The organism is Umezawaea endophytica (genome assembly GCF_025061645.1).
Taxonomy (GTDB): domain Bacteria; phylum Actinomycetota; class Actinomycetes; order Mycobacteriales; family Pseudonocardiaceae; genus Umezawaea; species Umezawaea endophytica.
This window is the reverse complement of sequence record NZ_JANYMP010000012.1, coordinates 155,267-171,471: the sequence shown is the minus strand read 5'-3', so window position 1 is coordinate 171,471 and position 16,205 is coordinate 155,267. Positions and strand designations below refer to the sequence as shown.

The following is a 16,205-nucleotide window of genomic DNA, read 5'->3' as shown; positions in this document are numbered from 1 at the left end:
GCCTTCAGATGAGCTTCTGGCCGACCAGGTACTCGGCGATCTTCGAGCCGCCGACACCCTCGTCATCGATGCGCTGACCCGCGGTGCGCGGGGGCTTCGGGGACGCCTCGATCACACCGGACCAGGCTCCGCCCAAGCCCACCTCGCCCGCGTCGACGCCGAGGTCGGCGACGGTGAGCGTGGTGACGGGCTTCTTCTTCGCGGCCATGATGCCCTTGAAGGACGGGTACCGCGGTTCGTTGATCTTCTCGGTGACGCTCACGACCGCGGGCAGCGTCGCCTCGAGGTGCGCGACACCTTCCTCGGTCTCGCGCTCGCCCTTGACGGTGGTGCCCTCGACGGTCAGCTTGCGGAGCTGCGTGACCTGCGGCAGGCCGAGGTACTCGGCCAGGATCGCCGGCACGGCGCCCATGCGGCCGTCGGTGGCCTCGTTGCCCGCGATGACGAGGTCGAAGCCCTCGACGGTGCCGATCGCCTTCGCGAGCACCTTGGCGGTGCCGAAGACGTCCGAACCGTGCAGCGCCGCGTCGTTGACGTGCACCGCCTTGTCGGCGCCCATGGAGAGCGCCTTGCGGATCGCGTCGGTGGCGCGGTCGGGACCCATCGCGATGACGGTCACCTCGCCGCCGTGGGCTTCCTTGAGCAGCAGTGCCTCTTCGACCGCGCGTTCGTTGATCTCGTCGAGGACGGCGTCCGCGGATTCGCGGTCAAGGGTGTGGTCGGCATCGGAGAGCTTGCGCTCGGACCAGGTGTCAGGCACCTGCTTGACCAGGACGACAATGTTCATAGGTCCTCTTCGACCTCCTGCGGACGGGCGGCGACGTGACTAGGCGACTGCTGGGAGGCGCGCTGGTCGCCGGATTAACGCGACCCTGCCATGTCCTCGCCGCATTGGCATGGTGGTGTCGACCACCTTTATGTTACCCGTGAGTAGCAGCGGTGCAAACGCCCGCAAGCACCTTGCAAGCGTGACGGTACTCACGGTGCTGCCAGCAAGGCTCTTGATCGGTTAAGATCCGGACTCCAACCGCTGCTCCGGCGCGGCGGCTAGGGTCCGATTACATGAACCGGCGTGTCGCCATAGTCACGGACTCGACAGCGTGCCTCCCGGCCGCGTTGACCGACGAGCTGGGCATCACCGTCGCGCAGATCCAGGTGCGCATCGGCGACCAGCTCGACGACGAGTCCCGCATCCCGGTTTCGACGATGGTCAACGCCATGCGCGGCGAACTCTCGGTCACCACCGTCCCGCCCGATCCGGGGGCCTTCTACTGGGCGTACGCGGACGCGGGCGCCGCGGGGGCCGAGGCCGTGGTGTCGATCCACGTGTCGTCCAGGCTGTCGGGGACCGTCGACACCGCGTGCAACGCGGCCAAGCAGGTCCGGGTGCCCGTCCACGTCGTGGACACGGGGACGTGCGGGATGAGCCTCGGGTACGCCGTGCTGGCCGCCGCCGAGGCCGCCGCGCGGGGCGGGGACGCGCGGAAGGTGATCGGGGCCGCGATGCACAGCTTCCGGCGCGGCACGGAGCTGATCTACGTGGACACGCTCGAATACCTCAAGCGCGGCGGCCGGATCAGTCCCGCCGTGGCGATGCTCGGCACCGCGCTGTCGATGAAACCGCTGCTCACGATGACCGACGGGCAGATCACGCCGTTGGACAAGGTGCTGGGGACCGAGCGGGCGCTCAAGCGGATGGTGGAGATCGCGACGAAGAAGGCGGGCGAGGAGAGGGTCGACGTGGCGGTCGAGCACTTCGCCGCGGAGGACCGCGCCCACGACCTCATGCGGCGACTGCGGAAGAAGATCCCCGGCGCCCGGAAGTACATGGTGACCCAGGTCAGTTCCGCCATCGGCGCGCACGTCGGGCCCGGTGCGCTCGGGGTGAGCATCTCGCCGTACTAGGTGACGTGCTCGGGTGGCGCAAGAGGTTTGGCGGTCGTCGGCAAAGGGGACACAGTAGGACAAACCCCCTTTGGAGGATCCCATGGCTTCGCTGTTCAGCAAGATCGCCGCGTTCGTGCGCAGCCCGCAGGGGCGGCGGGTGACCGAGCAGGCCAAGCAGATGGCGAAGGACCCGCGCAAGCGCGCTCAGGCCCAGCAGATGTTCCGCAAGTTCCGCAAGCGGTGACTCGGTGGTGGTGGGCTAGTGGTTCGACCTGCGCCGGGCCGCTTCGAAGGTGCGCAGGTAGCGCTTGCGGAACTCGTCGTTGGGGACGACGTGCTGCTTCGGGACGACCAGGGGCGCGTTCGCGCCTTGTTCCGGCACGACCGGTTCGGCTTCCGCGGTGAGCTCGGGGTCTGTCACCAGGCCGGAGCACGACACGAACATGGTGTCCGGCTCCGGTTCCGCTGCTTGAGGCGCCAATTCGGGTTCCGGCTCGGTCGTGGGCGATAACTCGGGTTGGGCGACCAGGTTCGCGGTGATCGGTCGCTGTTCCCCGTTGCGGGCGGTCGGGAGTGGTGGCGCGCTGACGGGTGGTGGGTCGGTGAGCGGTTCTGTCGTTGGCTGACGCGTGCAGGCCGCTTCCAGTAGGAGGGCTTGGTCGTCGTACAGCGAGCGGCCGGTCCACGGGTCCACTCGGCTCCAGTTCGCGCGGCCGTTGTTCGGCAGTGCGGTGAAGGACATCTCCTCGACGGGTGGCGGGGACTGGTCGGCCACCTCGTCCGCCGGTACCGGCAAGCGGGCGGGTGGTGGGTCGAAGACGCCGGTGAAGGTGGGGTCCGGGGTCGGGGTGTCGTGGTCCAGCTTGACCAGCGCGGGGAGGCCGACCACGGGGTTGCGGTGGATCGGTTTCTCGGCGAAGGCGTCCGGGGGCAGGAGGAGCCGGAGCGGCGGAACGGGGACGGGGACGGGTTCCGGTGGTGCGGGTGGTTCCGGCGCGGCCTCCTCCGGGTCCGGGTTGCGCAGCATCACGGCGGTCACCACGCAGCCCGCGGCGAACGACAACGCGCACAGACCGAACACGAACGCGACAGCGCCTGCCATGACCGCCCCTCAACTCACCTGGACGTCGACGGCGGGACCGCCGTCGGAGGGCGGCCCCCACACCGGATCGACGATGACCTTGGTCTCGATGGCGTCGACGGGCACGCCTCGGCTGATCAGGAAGTCGCGCACGAGTTGCGCCCGCTCCATGGCGAGGACGTCGCAGCGGTGCGAGGCCGTCTCGCCGTTCCACGCGTGGGAGACGAGGGTGATCGCCGCGCCCCCGGTGCGCCACAGCAGGTTCCCCACACCCGTCTGGACCTCCTCGCCGGGACCGGTGAACTCGGCGGTGCCCGGCGTGAAGGTGATGCCCTTGACGCCGTTCGACGTGAACAGCGTGCTCACCTGGTACTGCACCGCTTCCGGCGTCGGCGGTGCGGGCGGGAGCGGCAGCGGGGGCACGGGGACGCGGATGAGGACCATGGTGGGCGGCGGTGCCACGACCTCCGGCGTGGGGGCCGGGGAGGAGAACGGGAGCACCTCCGTCAGCTCCTCGCCGTACACGGAGAACGCGAACGCCGTCGCGCTCGCGGGCACGAGGAGCGCCGCCAGCGCCAACGGCAGCCAGCGCGGTTTCCTGGTCATGTAGAGGACTCCCGAGTTCAGGCGCGCAACGCGAGCGCGCCGTTCTCACTGCTGGACACCTGCTCCGGGATCAGCCCCGGCACCCGGTCGGCCGCGGCGGCGAGGGCGCTGCGGGCGGCGGTGAGCTGGGTGACCACGGTGCGGCGCAGCTCCTGGAGCTCCTCCGCGTGCTGCTGGATCTCCGCGATCCGCCGCTGCGCCTCCCGGCTGGCGACCTTGACGACGAACTCGCCCCTGGCCTTCGCCATGGACTCCTGCTCGGCGAGGTGCTGGGCGGACTCGTTGCGGCGGCGGGTCATCGTGAGGTCGAAGAACGTCTGCGCCTTCTCCCGACGTTGCTCGGACTCGGCTTCGAGCTTGTTGCACTGCTCGGCCGTCTCCTCCAGCAGGATGTCCGCGTCGAGCTGGGCCTGCTCCATCGCGGCGACGCACTCGGCTTCGACCTGGGCGGCGCGCTTGACGTGGTGCGCCTCCTGCTCGGCGGCGCGGCGCTCCAGGTCGACCTCGCGCTGGTCCAGCTCGGCGGTGCGGCGGGCCGCGGCTTCGCGGGCCAGCCGCGACTGCTCCTCGACCTCCGCGCGCCGCTCGGCCAGCTCGCGCTCGACCTCTGCGCGCAGCTCGGCCAGTTCGACCTCGGTCCGCTGCCGCAGCGACGTGACCTCGCGGTCGGCCCTGATGCGCAGCTCGGCCGACTCGTCCTCGGCGAGCATCAGCATCCGGTGCAGGCGCTCGGTCGCGCCCGCGGTCGTGGACGGCGACATCTCCAGCCGTTCGACCCGCGTGCGCGACTCCTCCAGGTCCTGGCGCGTCATCTCCAGCAGTTTGCGCAGGTCAGCGGCTTGAGCCATGGCTTCGGTGCGATCGATGCTGGTGTAGCGAAGCTGGTCTTCCAGGTTGTCGATGTGCTCGATCACCTGGCGTCGGTGGAAACCCCGGTACACGACGTCGAAACCCGCGTGCAGCGGAACAACTTCCTGCTCTTTTGCACCCATGGCTGACCACTCATCCCGCCTAGTTGAAGATTGGCCGAGAGTACCGATGAGGCCTACCACCAACCAGCCTCTTCGAGCCCGTTCCCGCCGAGCCGAACCGATCTCACATACCCGACGACCAGGGTAAACACTGCTCCGTAAGATCAAAACCCGGCAGCGACAGGTCACCCGATTGTGTCTATTTAACGGAGAGTTTTCGGACCACTGAGCCATCAGCGGGTAGTTAATTGGACCGATATCGCACGGAATGCGGATCTCATTCGAGTTAATCGCGAATACACCGGGTCACCTGCACCTGACTTGCTACCAGCGAGTAACGAGCCACTACTCTGGCCGGGTGACGCCAGCGCCCCTGCCTCTCACCGGTGAGCGGACCGTGCCCGGTATCGACGTCGAGAACTACTGGTTCCGCAGACACGAGGCGGCCTACCTCGACCTGCTGCGCCACTGCGCGGACGCCGTCGTGCTCGAAGCGGGCTGCGGCGAGGGCTACGGCGCGAAGCTGATCGCCGAGCGGGCCGCGCGGGTCGTCGCGCTGGACTACGACGCGTTCACCGCGGCGCACGTCGGCGCCGCCTACCCCGAACTCGCCGTGGTGCGCGGGAACCTGGCCTCGCTGCCGCTGCGCACGGGCGCCGTGGACGTGGTGGCGAACCTCCAGGTGATCGAACACCTGTGGAACCAGGAGGAGTTCGTCGCCGAGTGCGTGCGGGTGCTGCGCCCCGGCGGCAGGCTGCTGATGACCACGCCGAACCGGCTGACGTTCTCGCCGGGCCTCGACAAACCGCACAACCCGTTCCACACCAGGGAACTCGCGCCCGACGAGCTGCACGAGCTGCTGGACGTGCCGGGCCTGCGGATCGAGTCGCTGACCGGGCTGCGGCACGGGCCGAGGCTGCTGGAGCTGGACGCCGCGCTCGGCGGGTCGATCATCGACGCGCAGGTGGACGTGGTGCTGTCCGGCGGCGAGTGGTCCCCCGAACTGCTGGCCGCCGTGACGTCCGTGCGCGGCGAGGACTTCGACATCACCCCCGCCGACCTCGACACCAGCCTCGACCTGGTGGCCGTGGCGGTCCGCGCATGACCGACGAGGGCACGTTCTGCCTCGTGCTGCACAGCCACCTGCCGTGGCTCGCGCACCAGGGCGGGTGGCCGGTCGGCGAGGAGTGGCTGTACCAGGCGTGGGCGCACTCGTACCTGCCCGTGGTGGACCTGCTGGAGCGGTTCGCCGCCGAGGGCCGCCGGGACGTGCTCACGCTCGGCGTCACCCCCGTGCTGGCCGCGCAGCTCGACGACCCGTACAGCCTGCGCGGCGTCCACGACTGGCTGGGCAACTGGCAGCTCCGCGCCCAGTACGCCGGGCGGCGGCTGGCGGACCTGAGCACCTACGAGCACCGGCAGTCCGCGTGGGCGCTGGAGAGGTTCGAGACCCGCTGGCGGCACGGGTTCTCGCCGCTGCTGCGCCCGCTGGTCGACTCCGGCACCGTCGAACTGCTCGGCGGCCCGGCCGCGCACCCGTTCCAGCCGCTGCTCGACCCCCGGCTGCGCGCCTTCTCGCTGCGCACCGGGCTGGAGGACACGGCGCTGCGGATCGGCTCCACGCCGGAGGGCATCTGGGCACCGGAGTGCGGTTACGCGCCCGGCATGGAGACGGGGTACGCGGCGGCGGGCGTGCGGCGGTTCATGGTCGACGGCCCGTCGCTGGACGGCGACACGTCGGCCGCGCGGACCGTCGGCGACTCGGACGTCGTCTGCTTCGGCCGCGACCTGGAGGTGTCGTACCGGGTGTGGTCGCCGAAGGTCGGCTACCCCGGCGACCCGGCGTACCGCGACTTCCACACCTTCGACCACCCGACCGGGCTCAAGCCGTCGCGGGTGACGGGCGTCGACGTGGCCCCCGAGGACAAGGAGCCGTACGAGCCCGCCGCGGCGGCCCTCGTGGTGCAGCGGCACGCGGCGGACTTCGTCGACGCCGTCGTGCGACGGCTGCGGGACCTGAAGGAGCGGCACGGACGGCCGAGCCTCGTCGTGGCCGCGTACGACACCGAGCTGTACGGGCACTGGTGGCACGAGGGTCCGGCGTGGCTGGAGGCCGTGCTGCGGGCGCTGCCGCTCGCCGGGGTGCGCGTGACGACGTTGCGCGGCGCGCTGGAGGCCGGGCACCTCGGCGGGCGCGTCGACCTGCCGCCGTCGTCGTGGGGCGCGGGCAAGGACTGGGGCACGTGGGCCGGACCGCAGGTGTCCGACGTCGTCCACGGCAACGCCGAGGTGCAGCGCGAACTGCTGGCGCTCGACTTCGACGGCGCGGTGCGGGACCCCGTGCTGGACCAGGCCGTGCGGGAAGCGCTGCTGGCGCTGTCCAGCGACTGGGCGTTCATGATCACCAAGAACTCCGCGGCCGACTACGCCCGCTACCGCGCGAAGGTGCACGCGGAGCGGTTCCGCGAACTGGTCACCCGACGCCGGGACGGCGCGCGGGCGGCCGAACTGCGCCTGCTCGACGGCCCGTTCGGCCACCTCGACGCCAGGGGACTGGCGAAGTGCACGAAGTGCGAGGATGTCTCATGCGCGTGTTGATGTTGTCCTGGGAATACCCGCCGGTCGTCGTCGGCGGTCTCGGCAGGCACGTCCACGCGGTCGCGACCCAGCTCGGCTCGCAGGGCCACGACGTCGTGGTGCTGTGCCGCCAGCCGTCCGGCAGCGACGCGATCACCCACCCCACCACGGACGAGGTGTCCGAGGGGGTGCGGCTGATCCGGGTCGCCGAAGACCCCGCGCACCTGGTGTTCGAGCGCGACCTGGTGGCGTGGACGCTGGCCATGGGCCACGCGATGACCCGCGCGGGCCTGGCGCTGCTGCGGGAGTGGCGGCCCGACGTGGTGCACGCGCACGACTGGCTGGTGACGCACCCCGCCGTCGCGCTCGCCGAGGCGGCCGAGGTGCCGCTGGTCGCGACCGTGCACGCCACGGAAGCCGGGCGGCACAGCGGGTGGCTGTCGCAGACGTTGAACCAGCAGGTGCACTCCGTCGAGTGGTGGCTGGCGAACCGGGCCGACTCGCTGATCACCTGCTCGGCCGCGATGCGCACCGAGGTGGCGCACCTGTTCGACGTCGACCGGGGCGGGATCACCGTGCTGCACAACGGGATCGAGCCCCGACGCTGGAAGGTCAAGCCCGCCGAGGTGGCCGCGGCGCGGAAGAGGTACAGCCCGCACGGCGACCCGCTGCTGCTGTTCTTCGGCCGCCTGGAGTGGGAGAAGGGCGTGCAGGACCTGCTGGCCGCGCTCCCCCGCATCCGGCGGACCCACCGCGGGACCCGGCTGGTCGTCGCGGGCGAGGGCAGCCACGCGGACTGGCTCGTCGAGCAGTCGCGCAAGCACAAGGTGCGGCGAGCGGTGGACTTCGTGGGCCACCTGTCCGACCGGGAGCTGACGGCGGTGCTGGCCGCGGCCGACGCCGTGGTGCTGCCGAGCAAGTACGAGCCGTTCGGGATCGTGGCACTGGAGGCCGCCGCGGCGGGGACGCCGCTGGTCGCGTCCACGGCGGGCGGGCTCGGCGAGGTCGTGCGGGACGGCGACACCGGGCTGTCGTTCACCCCCGGTGACGTCGACGGGATCGGGACGGCCGTGCGCTCGGTGCTGGCGGACCGGCCCGGCGCGGTGCGGCGGGCCCGCGCGGCGAAAGCGCGGCTGGCGACGGACTTCGACTGGACGAAGATCGCCGCCGGGACGGTGGACGTGTACCGGGCGGCCGTCGTGGGTGCCCCGGTGGTGCTGGGACGACCGAAGATCGCGACCGGCAACATGTTCGTCTAACCGCTCCAAAGCCCCGCCCGCGCATCCATGATGGCCCGGTGAACAAGTGGCCGTGGCTGGCAGCCGTAGGGTGCGCCGCGCTGTCCGGACCGCTGCTCGTCGACCTGGTCGGCCCGGTCTGGGCGGCGTTGACGGTGCTGCTGCCGACGGGCGTGGCAGCGCTGGCCGTCCGGGAGTCCGACCGCCGGTTCGCGGCGCTGTCCGCCGAACTGGGCGAGGCCCGTCGCACGGCCACCGCGCGCGCCGACCTGGTCGCGGCCGTGAGCCACGACGTGCGCACCCCGCTGGCCATGGTGAAGGTCGCGGCCGACCTGCTGCTCCAGGGCACCCCCGGCGAGGTCAACGACCGGCAGCGGCGGTTCCTCACGACGATCTCCGACCAGACCGACCAGACCATCGCCATCGCCGAGGACCTGCTGGTGCAGGCCAGGATCGAGGCCGGGGCGTTCACCGCGCGGCTCGCGGCGGTGGACCTGAACCGGGTCGTCGCGGACGCGGTCCGCGGGCTCCGGCCGCTGGCGGAGCAGCGCGACCAGCGGATCACCGTCGACCTGCCGCGGCTCCCGCCGGTGGTCACCGCCGACGAGCGGCTGATCACCCGCGCCATCGTCAACCTGAGCACGAACGCGATGCGGTTCACCGCGAACGGCGGCATGGTCGTGCTGCGGGTGATCAGCAACGACGACTCGGCGGTCATCAGCGTCACCGACGACGGCGCGGGCATGACGCCGGAGGCGCGGGAGAAGCTGTTCCGGCCGTTCGTGTCCGGCTCGCCGCTGGCCGACGGCACCGGTCTCGGGCTGGTGCTGACCCGCCAGATCGCGCTGCTGCACGGCGGCAGGCTGCTGGTCGACACGACGCCGCGGCGCGGGACCACGATCATGCTGCGGCTGCCGCACAGGAGGAACCCGTGACCGACGAAGCCCCGCTCGCGCTGGTCGCCGAGGACGAGCCGCAGATGGCCGACATGGTGGCGTTCATCCTGGAGACGGAGGGCCTGCGGGTCCTCACCGTCCACGACGGCCTGCGCGCCCGCGAGGCGTGGCTGGCGGGCGGTGTCGACATCGCGGTGCTGGACGTCGGGCTGCCGGGCCTGGACGGGATGTCGCTGTGCCGGGAGATCCGGGCGGCGGGGTCGCTGCCGGTGCTCATCCTGACCTCCCGGTCCGACGACGACGAGATGATCGAGGGCCTGGAGGCGGGGGCGGACGACTACGTCGCGAAGCCGTTCAAGCCGCGCGTGCTGGCGCTGCGGGTGAACGCGCTGCTGCGCCGCACGTCGGCCCGTGCGACCGGACCGCTGACCGTCGGCGACCTGCGGTTCGACGCCCGGACGCGGGTCGTCACGGCGGGAGGCCGGTCCGTGGCGCTGACCGACCGGGAGTGGCGGCTGCTCACCGCGCTGGCCGCCCGGCCAGGCGAGGTCGTGTCGTGGCGGAAGCTGCTCGCGGAGGTGTGGGAGGCCGACGAGTGGCTGGGTGGGCGCGACATGGTGAAGGCGGCGATCTACCGGCTGCGGCTGAGGCTGCACGACGAGTCCGCGCACCCCCGCTACATCGAGACCGTGCGCGGAGCGGGCTACCGGATCCTGCCCTGGACTTCGTAGGTAACCGCGGCATCACCAAGCATCACCTCGCGGTGACGCCACCGGCCGCCGCCGGTCCCTACCGTTCCGATCAACCCCGACAACGCAGTCCGGGGAGATCTCGACAGGGAGATTCCGATGCGCAAGACGATGGCCGTGCTCGCGGCTCTAGCGCTCACCACCACCGCGTGCTCCCAACGCGCCCCCGAGGCGTCCGGTCCCGGCAAGGAGGTCGTCGTCGCGTGCGGCGCGGCCGAGGACTGGTGCCAGAAGATGACCGCAGGCTTCACCGCCAAGACCGGCATCCCCGCCAACTACGTCCGGCTGTCCAGCGGCGAGGCCGTCGCCAGGTTCGGCGCCTCGAAGGACAGCCCGGAGTTCGACGTCTGGCACGGCGGCCCGGCCGACGGCTACGAGGCCGCGAAGGAGCAGGGCCTGCTCCAGCCCTACACGTCCGCCGCCACCGGCAATATCCCGGCGAAGTACCGCGACCCGGCCGGGTACTGGACCGGCGTGTACATCGGGGCGCTCGGCTTCTGCTCCAACCGCGACGTGCTCGCCAAGGCCGGGCTGGAGGCGCCGACGTCGTGGGACGACCTGCTGGCGCCGGGGTTCGCGAAGCAGGTCGCCATCGCGCACCCGGCGACGTCCGGCACCGCGTACACCGCGCTCTACACGCTCGTCCGGGTGAAGGGCGGTGAGGAGGCCGGACTGCGGTACTTCCAGGACTTCGGCAGGTCCGTCCTCCAGTACAGCAAGAGCGGCAGCGCTCCGGGGCAGATGGCCGGGCGCGGCGAGGTCGCGACCGGCGTCGTGTTCTCGCACGACTGCGTCAAGTACCAGGAGGAGGGCTCGACGTCGTTGGTCGTCACGTTCCCGAAGGAGGGGACGGGGTACGAGGTCGGCGCGGTCGGGGTCCTCGCCAACGCGCGGAACCTCGACGCCGCCAAGGCGTACGTGGACTACGCGGCGAGCGCGACGGCGCAGGAGATCGGCCCGACGGTGAAGTCCTACCAGCGCCCGACCTCACCCGACGCCACGCCCGCGCCGCAGGCGTTCGACCCGGTCGCGGTGAAGCTCGTCGACTACGACATCGCCGCCGCGGGCAAGGCCAAGAACGGCCTGATCGAGCGGTTCGAGTCCGGCGTCGCCACGGCGCCCGCGAACTAGGACGGGGTACGACATGTCGGTGCTCCACCGCGTCCGCTCGAAGCCGGCGCTCGCCGTCTCGCTCGTCGTCGTCACCGCCGTGCTGGGTGTCGGCCTGCTCTTCCCGGTGTTCCAGGTGCTGCTCACGGCGTTGTCGCCCGAGGGACTGGACGCGGCGGGATCGCTGCTCGGCTCGTCGGTCAACCGGGGCATCGTCGTCAACACGGTCGTGCTCGGCCTGTCCGTCGCGGCGGTCGGCACGGTGCTCGCGTTCCTGTTCGCCTTCGTGCGGACGCGCTTGGACGTGCCGTTCAAGCGCGTCCTGCACGTGATCGCCATCGTGCCGGTGGTGAGCCCGCCGTTCGCGCTCGCCACCGCGCTGGTCGTGCTGTTCGGCCGCAACGGCGTGATCAGCCAGGGCGTCTTCGGGGTGCCGTACGACATCTACGGCCTGGACGGGCTGACGATCGCGCTCGCGCTGTCGTTCTTCCCCGTCGTGTACCTGACCCTCGTCGGCATGATGCAGCGCCTGGACCCGTCGCTGGACGAGGCCGCGACCAGCCTCGGCGCCGGACGCGCCAAGGTGTTCCTCACCGTGACGCTGCCGATGCTGCTGCCCGGCCTCGCCAGCGGGTTCCTGCTGCTGTTCGTCGAGTCCATCGCCGACCTGGCCAACCCGCTGGTGCTCGGCGGCGACTTCACCGTCCTGTCGTCGCGGGCCTACATCGCGATCACCGGCGAGTACGACGTGGCGTCCGGCGCGGTGTTCTCGCTGTCGCTGATGGTCCCCGCCGTGCTGGTGTTCCTGCTCCAGCGGTACTGGATCGACCGGCGGAAGGTCTTCAGCGTCACCGGGAAACCCAGCGGCAGGCCCCAGACGTACCGCGGCCCGGTCGCGCTGTGCGCCTACGCGGTGGCCGTCCTGGTGGCGCTGGTGATCGTGCTGATCAACGCCACCATCCTCTTCGGTGCCTTCACCGCCGTACCCGGCGTGAACAACGCGTTCACGTTGGCGCACTTCGACTTCGTGCTCTTCGGCATCGGCTCGGAGGCCATGGTCGACACCACCGTGATGGCCGTGGTCGCCGCTCCCCTGGCAGGCCTGCTCGGGGTGCTGATCGCCTACCTGGTCGTGCGCAAGCTGCCGCGCGTCGGCCCGGTCCTCGACTTCGTCGCCATGCTCGGCGTGGCCGTGCCCGGCACCGTCCTCGGGATCGGCTTCGTGCTGGCGTTCCGCTCGGAGAACCTGGTGGGCGGCGTCACGGTGATCCCGTCACTGGTAGGCGGCGCGGCCGTGCTCGGCGGCTCGGTCGGCATCATCGTCGTCCTGCTGATCCGCAGCATGCCCGCCGCGGTGCGGGCAGGAGTCAGCTCCCTGCACCAGATCCACCCGTCGATCGACGAGGCGTCGGCAAGCCTCGGTGCCGACGACTCGACCACGTTCCGCCGCATCACGCTCCCGCTGATCAAACCCGCACTGCTGGCGGGCCTGACGTTCGCCATCGCCCGCTCCATGACGACCCTGTCCCCGATCGTCTTCCTCACCACCCCCGACACCAAGATCATGGCTTCGCAGATCCTCGCCGAGGTGGACGCCGGCCGTTTCGGCAACGCGTTCGCCTACTGCTGCGTCCTGATGACGATCGTGCTCACGCTGATCGGCCTGGTACGCCTAGCCATCCGCGACCGTGGCCCAGCCCGCGCCCGAGCCGTTCCAACCCCAGAAGCGCCCGTGCTGGTCGGCGCCGTGAAGGAGTAGGACCATGCCCGATCACCACGTGGGCCACGTCGTGCTCACCGACCTGGTGAAGCGCTACGAGAACACCGACCCCACCGCCAGACCGGCCGTCGGCGGCGTCAGCCTGGACGTACGCGCAGGCGAATTCCTCACCCTCCTGGGCCCATCCGGCTGCGGCAAGACCACCACCCTGCGCATGGTCGCCGGCTTCGAGACCCCCACGTCCGGAACCATCGAACTGGACGGCGCGGACATGCTCCGCCTACCACCCAACAAACGCCCCATGGCCATGGTCTTCCAGAGCTACGCACTGTTCCCACACCTGTCGGTCTTCGAGAACGTGGCCTACGGACTGCGCATAGACCGCACCAGGCGGGGCAGGTTGGAAGAATCCGTAGAAATCGCCCTGACCAGCATGAACCTCACCGGCCTAGGCGAACGTTTCCCCCACCAACTCTCCGGCGGCCAACAACAACGCGTAGCACTGGCCCGCGCCATGGTGATGCAACCGTCGGTACTGCTGTTCGACGAACCGCTGTCCAACCTGGACGCCAAGTTCCGCGAACAGATGCGCCGCGAGATCCGCCTGCTGCAACGACGGATGGGCATCACGAGCCTCTACGTCACCCACGACCAGGCAGAGGCCATGAGCCTGTCGGACCGCATCGTGGTGATGAACGCAGGAAAGATCGAACAGGTAGCCACCCCCACCGAGGTCTACACCCGACCGGCCTCGGTCTTCGTGGGCAACTTCATCGGACGGGCAACTTTTTTGCCTGTTCCCGAGGTCGCGGTGCGGGATGGGCGGGGGTGTGTACGGGTATTCGGCCAGGAGGCCTCCGTGGCCACGCACCCCGGGTTGGGAAGTGGAGGTGTGTTGATGGTCCGGCCCGAGTCGGTTTCGGTAACCCCGACTTCCGAGGGCGGAACCGGCATAGTGCGCAGCGTCGTCTACCTGGGCTCAGGCGTCGACTACGAGGTGGAAACCGACCACGGCACAGTCCTGGCCTCAGTAGCAGACCCAAACGTGGACCAACTACTGGAGGAAGGAACCAAGGTAGCCGTCGAATTCGACCCAACCCGCGCCTACCTACTACCTAGATCCTGACCACCAGCTACCTGGACCTCACCACCTGAGCTTTCCCTACCCAACCACCCACCAACCGGCACCTATCCGCAAGGTTTTCGCCCAGACCTCCCCCACCGCCCCGATCCCAAGCGCCTTCGTGTCCCGCCTGCTTTGTCAAGGCATCTTTCCCGCCTTGACAAAGCAGGCGGGACATCGAAACAATTGCGCACCGGGGCGAAACACCACCCTCCGATCCGCCCTAATCCCTCACCCTTCCCGAGCCTTCTCCAAAGCCTCAGCAGCCTTCCGAGCCATGTCCTCCACAGCGGCCCGCCGAACCGCATCCGCCTCATAATCCTCACGCCGATCCCGGACCACCCTCGCAGGAATCCCCACCGCGATCTTGTAATCCGCCACCTCACCCCGCACCACAGCATGCGCCCCCACCACACACCCCCGCCCGACCACACTCCCCCGAGTGATCGTCACCTTCGTCCCCAACCACGTATCCGGCCCGATCCGCACAGGCGACTTCACAATCCCCTGATCCTTGATAGGCAGGGTCACATCAGCCGTCACGTGGTCGAAATCGCAGATGTACACCCAGTCGGCCACCAACGTGGCCGCCCCGATCTCGATGTCCAGGTAGCAGTTGACCGTGTTGTCCTTCCCGAACACGGCCTTGTCACCGATCCGCAGCGACCCCTCGTGGCACCTGATCGCGTTGCCGTCCCCGATGTGCACCCACCGGCCGATCTCCAACCGCCCGTACCCCGGACGGCAGTGGATGTCGACCTTCTTCCCCAGGAACACCATCCCCCGCAGCACGATGTGCGGATTCGCGATCCGGAACTTCAGCAGCCGCCAGTACCGGACCAGGTACCAGGGCGTGTAGGCGCGATGCCGGAGCATCCACCGCAACGACGCCATCGTCAGGAACCGGGCCTGGGCCGGGTCACGACGGGAACGACTCCACTTCGCGGCTACGGGCGAGCCCCACATGCTGGTCACAGCACAGGACCGTAGCCGATGCGACCGCCCTCCTCCCGACCACTCGACCGCACTCCTCCCGACCCGTCGACCGCCCTCCTCCCGACCCGTCGACCACACCGCCGCTTGCGCTCCCCCGCACCCGACCACAGGATTCGGACCATGCAGCAGCGTGCGCGTGAACACCCCCGGCCGAGACCGGGCACACTGGACCTCCCGACGAGGGCGCGCACGCCGAGGTCGAGCAGGTCGGTCTCAAAGGGACGGTCGAGCACGCTCGTCGCGACCGCGAAGGGCTTCCGCCGATGACGTTCACGCCCAACCCGCACTTCCGCCCCGAGCTGGTGCCACCGCCCGCCGGCCCCGAGGTGCAGGAGTTCCACCACGCCCTGCCCGGCTACCGGCCCTCACCGGTCCGCGCCTTCGACGACGTGCTGCTGAAGGACGAGTCGGACCGGTTCGGCCTGCCCGCGTTCAAGGTGCTCGGCGCCTCCTGGGCGGTCGAGCGCACGGTGCGCGCGCACCCTGGGACGCGGGTGCTGGTCGCGGCCAGCGCGGGCAACCACGGCCGGGCGGTCGCCCGCGTGGCGGCGCAGCGCGGCCTCGGCTGCCGGATCTACCTGCCCGCCGTGACGAGCGCGGGCCGGGCGGACCTGATCGCCGCCGAGGGCGCGGACGTGGTGAGGGTGGAGGGCGACTACAACGCCGCCGTCGCGCTGGCCGAGCAGGACGGGGCGGCGCTCGTGGCCGACACGGCGCTGGAGCCCGCCGACGGCCCGCCGGAGTGGGTGATCGACGGGTACTCGACGCTGTTCCGGGAGATCGACGTGCCAGCCGACGTGCTGCTGGTGCCGACCGGGGTCGGGTCGCTGGCCGCGGCGGCGGTCCGCTGGGCCGTGCACGAACGACCGGGAACGGCGGTCGTCGCGGTCGAACCCGCCACCGCCGCGTGCGTGACCGCGTCGATCGTCGTAGGCCGGATGGCCGCCGTGGACACCCCCGGCACGTCGATGGCCGGAATGGACTGCGCGACCCCGTCCGCGGTGGCGTGGCCGACGCTGCTGCGCGGTCTGTCCGGGACGATCACCGTCACGGATGCCCAAGCGGCACAGGCGATGCGCGACCTGGCGGACGCGGGTCTGACGATCGGCGAGTGCGGTGCGGCGACGCTGGCGGCGTGGCGGGCGGACGGCACACCCGGTCGTTCGGTGCTCTGCGTAGCGACGGAGGGAGCGTCCGATCCTGACGCCTACGCCCGCGCCTTGTCTGCTTGACGACAAGAATTCTTCACCG

General features: G+C 70.4%; 16 protein-coding genes. 11 read left to right on the top strand and 5 right to left on the bottom strand.

What is annotated here, in order from left to right; translation table 11 throughout:
* Positions 1-4: 4 nt before the first annotated feature.
* Entirely contained in the window at positions 5-787 is a 783-nt protein-coding gene (locus NZH93_RS24965) for an electron transfer flavoprotein subunit beta/FixA family protein (protein ID WP_259625615.1), read from the bottom strand.
* 275 nt (positions 788-1,062) lie between these two features.
* On the opposite strand from NZH93_RS24965, the gene NZH93_RS24960 reads away from it, so the two are divergent.
* Both NZH93_RS24960 and NZH93_RS24955 read left to right on the top strand, forming a co-directional pair.
* A complete protein-coding gene (locus NZH93_RS24960; RefSeq protein ID WP_259625614.1) occupies positions 1,063-1,905 on the top strand; it encodes a DegV family protein in 843 nt (280 codons plus the stop codon).
* An 82-nt stretch (positions 1,906-1,987) separates the two neighbouring features.
* Positions 1,988-2,131, top strand: a complete 144-nt coding sequence (locus NZH93_RS24955; RefSeq protein ID WP_259625613.1) for a hypothetical protein — start codon at positions 1,988-1,990, stop codon at positions 2,129-2,131.
* 15 nt (positions 2,132-2,146) lie between these two features.
* Here the strand turns inward: NZH93_RS24955 and NZH93_RS24950 are convergent, their stop codons facing one another.
* Genes NZH93_RS24950 through NZH93_RS24940 form a run of 3 tightly spaced genes read right to left on the bottom strand, consistent with a single transcriptional unit; the run spans position 2,147 to position 4,566 of the window.
* Positions 2,147-2,989: a hypothetical protein gene (locus NZH93_RS24950; RefSeq protein WP_259625612.1), complete on the bottom strand. Its 843-nt coding sequence runs from the start codon at positions 2,987-2,989 to the stop codon at positions 2,147-2,149.
* Positions 2,990-2,998: 9 nt separating this feature from the next.
* The gene (locus NZH93_RS24945) at positions 2,999-3,574 is read right to left on the bottom strand and encodes an OmpA family protein (protein ID WP_259625611.1); all 576 of its coding nucleotides are present in this window, start codon (positions 3,572-3,574) and stop codon (positions 2,999-3,001) included.
* 17 nt (positions 3,575-3,591) lie between these two features.
* Positions 3,592-4,566, bottom strand: a complete 975-nt coding sequence (locus NZH93_RS24940) for a coiled-coil domain-containing protein (protein ID WP_259625610.1) — start codon at positions 4,564-4,566, stop codon at positions 3,592-3,594.
* Between the two features lie 337 nt (positions 4,567-4,903).
* On the opposite strand from NZH93_RS24940, the gene NZH93_RS24935 reads away from it, so the two are divergent.
* The 8 genes from NZH93_RS24935 (at position 4,904) to NZH93_RS24900 (ending at position 13,961) form a co-directional block, all read left to right on the top strand.
* The gene (locus NZH93_RS24935; RefSeq protein WP_259625609.1) at positions 4,904-5,650 is read left to right on the top strand and encodes a class I SAM-dependent methyltransferase; all 747 of its coding nucleotides are present in this window, start codon (positions 4,904-4,906) and stop codon (positions 5,648-5,650) included.
* Positions 5,647-7,143, top strand: a complete 1,497-nt coding sequence (locus NZH93_RS24930) for a 1,4-alpha-glucan branching protein domain-containing protein (RefSeq protein WP_259625608.1) — start codon at positions 5,647-5,649, stop codon at positions 7,141-7,143. The genes NZH93_RS24935 and NZH93_RS24930 overlap by 4 nt, the downstream gene beginning before the upstream one ends.
* On the top strand, positions 7,131-8,381 hold the full coding sequence (locus NZH93_RS24925; protein WP_259625607.1) for a glycosyltransferase family 4 protein: 1,251 nt from the start codon (positions 7,131-7,133) through the stop codon (positions 8,379-8,381). Before NZH93_RS24930 ends, NZH93_RS24925 begins: the two co-directional genes overlap by 13 nt.
* 38 nt (positions 8,382-8,419) lie before the next feature.
* Positions 8,420-9,295: a sensor histidine kinase gene (locus NZH93_RS24920; protein ID WP_259625606.1), complete on the top strand. Its 876-nt coding sequence runs from the start codon at positions 8,420-8,422 to the stop codon at positions 9,293-9,295.
* On the top strand, positions 9,292-9,987 hold the full coding sequence (locus NZH93_RS24915; RefSeq protein ID WP_259625605.1) for a response regulator: 696 nt from the start codon (positions 9,292-9,294) through the stop codon (positions 9,985-9,987). The genes NZH93_RS24920 and NZH93_RS24915 overlap by 4 nt, the downstream gene beginning before the upstream one ends.
* Before the next feature lie 117 nt (positions 9,988-10,104).
* Complete coding sequence (locus tag NZH93_RS24910; protein WP_259625604.1) at positions 10,105-11,136, top strand: ABC transporter substrate-binding protein; 1,032 nt, start codon at positions 10,105-10,107, stop codon at positions 11,134-11,136.
* A 13-nt stretch (positions 11,137-11,149) separates the two neighbouring features.
* Positions 11,150-12,874: an ABC transporter permease gene (locus NZH93_RS24905; RefSeq protein WP_259625603.1), complete on the top strand. Its 1,725-nt coding sequence runs from the start codon at positions 11,150-11,152 to the stop codon at positions 12,872-12,874.
* A 4-nt stretch (positions 12,875-12,878) separates the two neighbouring features.
* Positions 12,879-13,961 carry an ABC transporter ATP-binding protein gene (locus NZH93_RS24900; RefSeq protein ID WP_259625602.1) on the top strand — a complete coding sequence of 361 codons (1,083 nt, stop codon included), beginning with the start codon at positions 12,879-12,881 and terminating at the stop codon, positions 13,959-13,961.
* A 228-nt stretch (positions 13,962-14,189) separates the two neighbouring features.
* On the opposite strand, the gene NZH93_RS24895 is transcribed toward NZH93_RS24900, so the two are convergent.
* On the bottom strand, positions 14,190-14,933 hold the full coding sequence (locus NZH93_RS24895) for an acyltransferase (RefSeq protein WP_259625601.1): 744 nt from the start codon (positions 14,931-14,933) through the stop codon (positions 14,190-14,192).
* Between the two features lie 284 nt (positions 14,934-15,217).
* Between NZH93_RS24895 and NZH93_RS24890 the strand changes: the two genes are divergently transcribed.
* A complete protein-coding gene (locus NZH93_RS24890; protein ID WP_259625600.1) occupies positions 15,218-16,186 on the top strand; it encodes a pyridoxal-phosphate dependent enzyme in 969 nt (322 codons plus the stop codon).
* Positions 16,187-16,205: the final 19 nt, after the last annotated feature.

Excerpts from the sequence above, each read along its gene's own strand:
- NZH93_RS24965 (WP_259625615.1), bottom strand. The coding sequence starts at position 787 with ATGAACATTGTCGTCCTGGTCAAGCAGGTGCCTGACACCTGGTCCGAG.
- NZH93_RS24960 (WP_259625614.1), top strand. The coding sequence starts at position 1,063 with ATGAACCGGCGTGTCGCCATAGTCACGGACTCGACAGCGTGCCTCCCG.
- NZH93_RS24955 (WP_259625613.1), top strand. The coding sequence starts at position 1,988 with ATGGCTTCGCTGTTCAGCAAGATCGCCGCGTTCGTGCGCAGCCCGCAG.
- NZH93_RS24950 (WP_259625612.1), bottom strand. The coding sequence starts at position 2,989 with ATGGCAGGCGCTGTCGCGTTCGTGTTCGGTCTGTGCGCGTTGTCGTTC.
- NZH93_RS24945 (WP_259625611.1), bottom strand. The coding sequence starts at position 3,574 with ATGACCAGGAAACCGCGCTGGCTGCCGTTGGCGCTGGCGGCGCTCCTC.
- NZH93_RS24940 (WP_259625610.1), bottom strand. The coding sequence starts at position 4,566 with ATGGGTGCAAAAGAGCAGGAAGTTGTTCCGCTGCACGCGGGTTTCGAC.
- NZH93_RS24930 (WP_259625608.1), top strand. The coding sequence starts at position 5,647 with ATGACCGACGAGGGCACGTTCTGCCTCGTGCTGCACAGCCACCTGCCG.
- NZH93_RS24925 (WP_259625607.1), top strand. The coding sequence starts at position 7,131 with ATGCGCGTGTTGATGTTGTCCTGGGAATACCCGCCGGTCGTCGTCGGC.
- NZH93_RS24910 (WP_259625604.1), top strand. The coding sequence starts at position 10,105 with ATGCGCAAGACGATGGCCGTGCTCGCGGCTCTAGCGCTCACCACCACC.
- NZH93_RS24905 (WP_259625603.1), top strand. The coding sequence starts at position 11,150 with ATGTCGGTGCTCCACCGCGTCCGCTCGAAGCCGGCGCTCGCCGTCTCG.
- NZH93_RS24900 (WP_259625602.1), top strand. The coding sequence starts at position 12,879 with ATGCCCGATCACCACGTGGGCCACGTCGTGCTCACCGACCTGGTGAAG.
- NZH93_RS24890 (WP_259625600.1), top strand. The coding sequence starts at position 15,218 with ATGACGTTCACGCCCAACCCGCACTTCCGCCCCGAGCTGGTGCCACCG.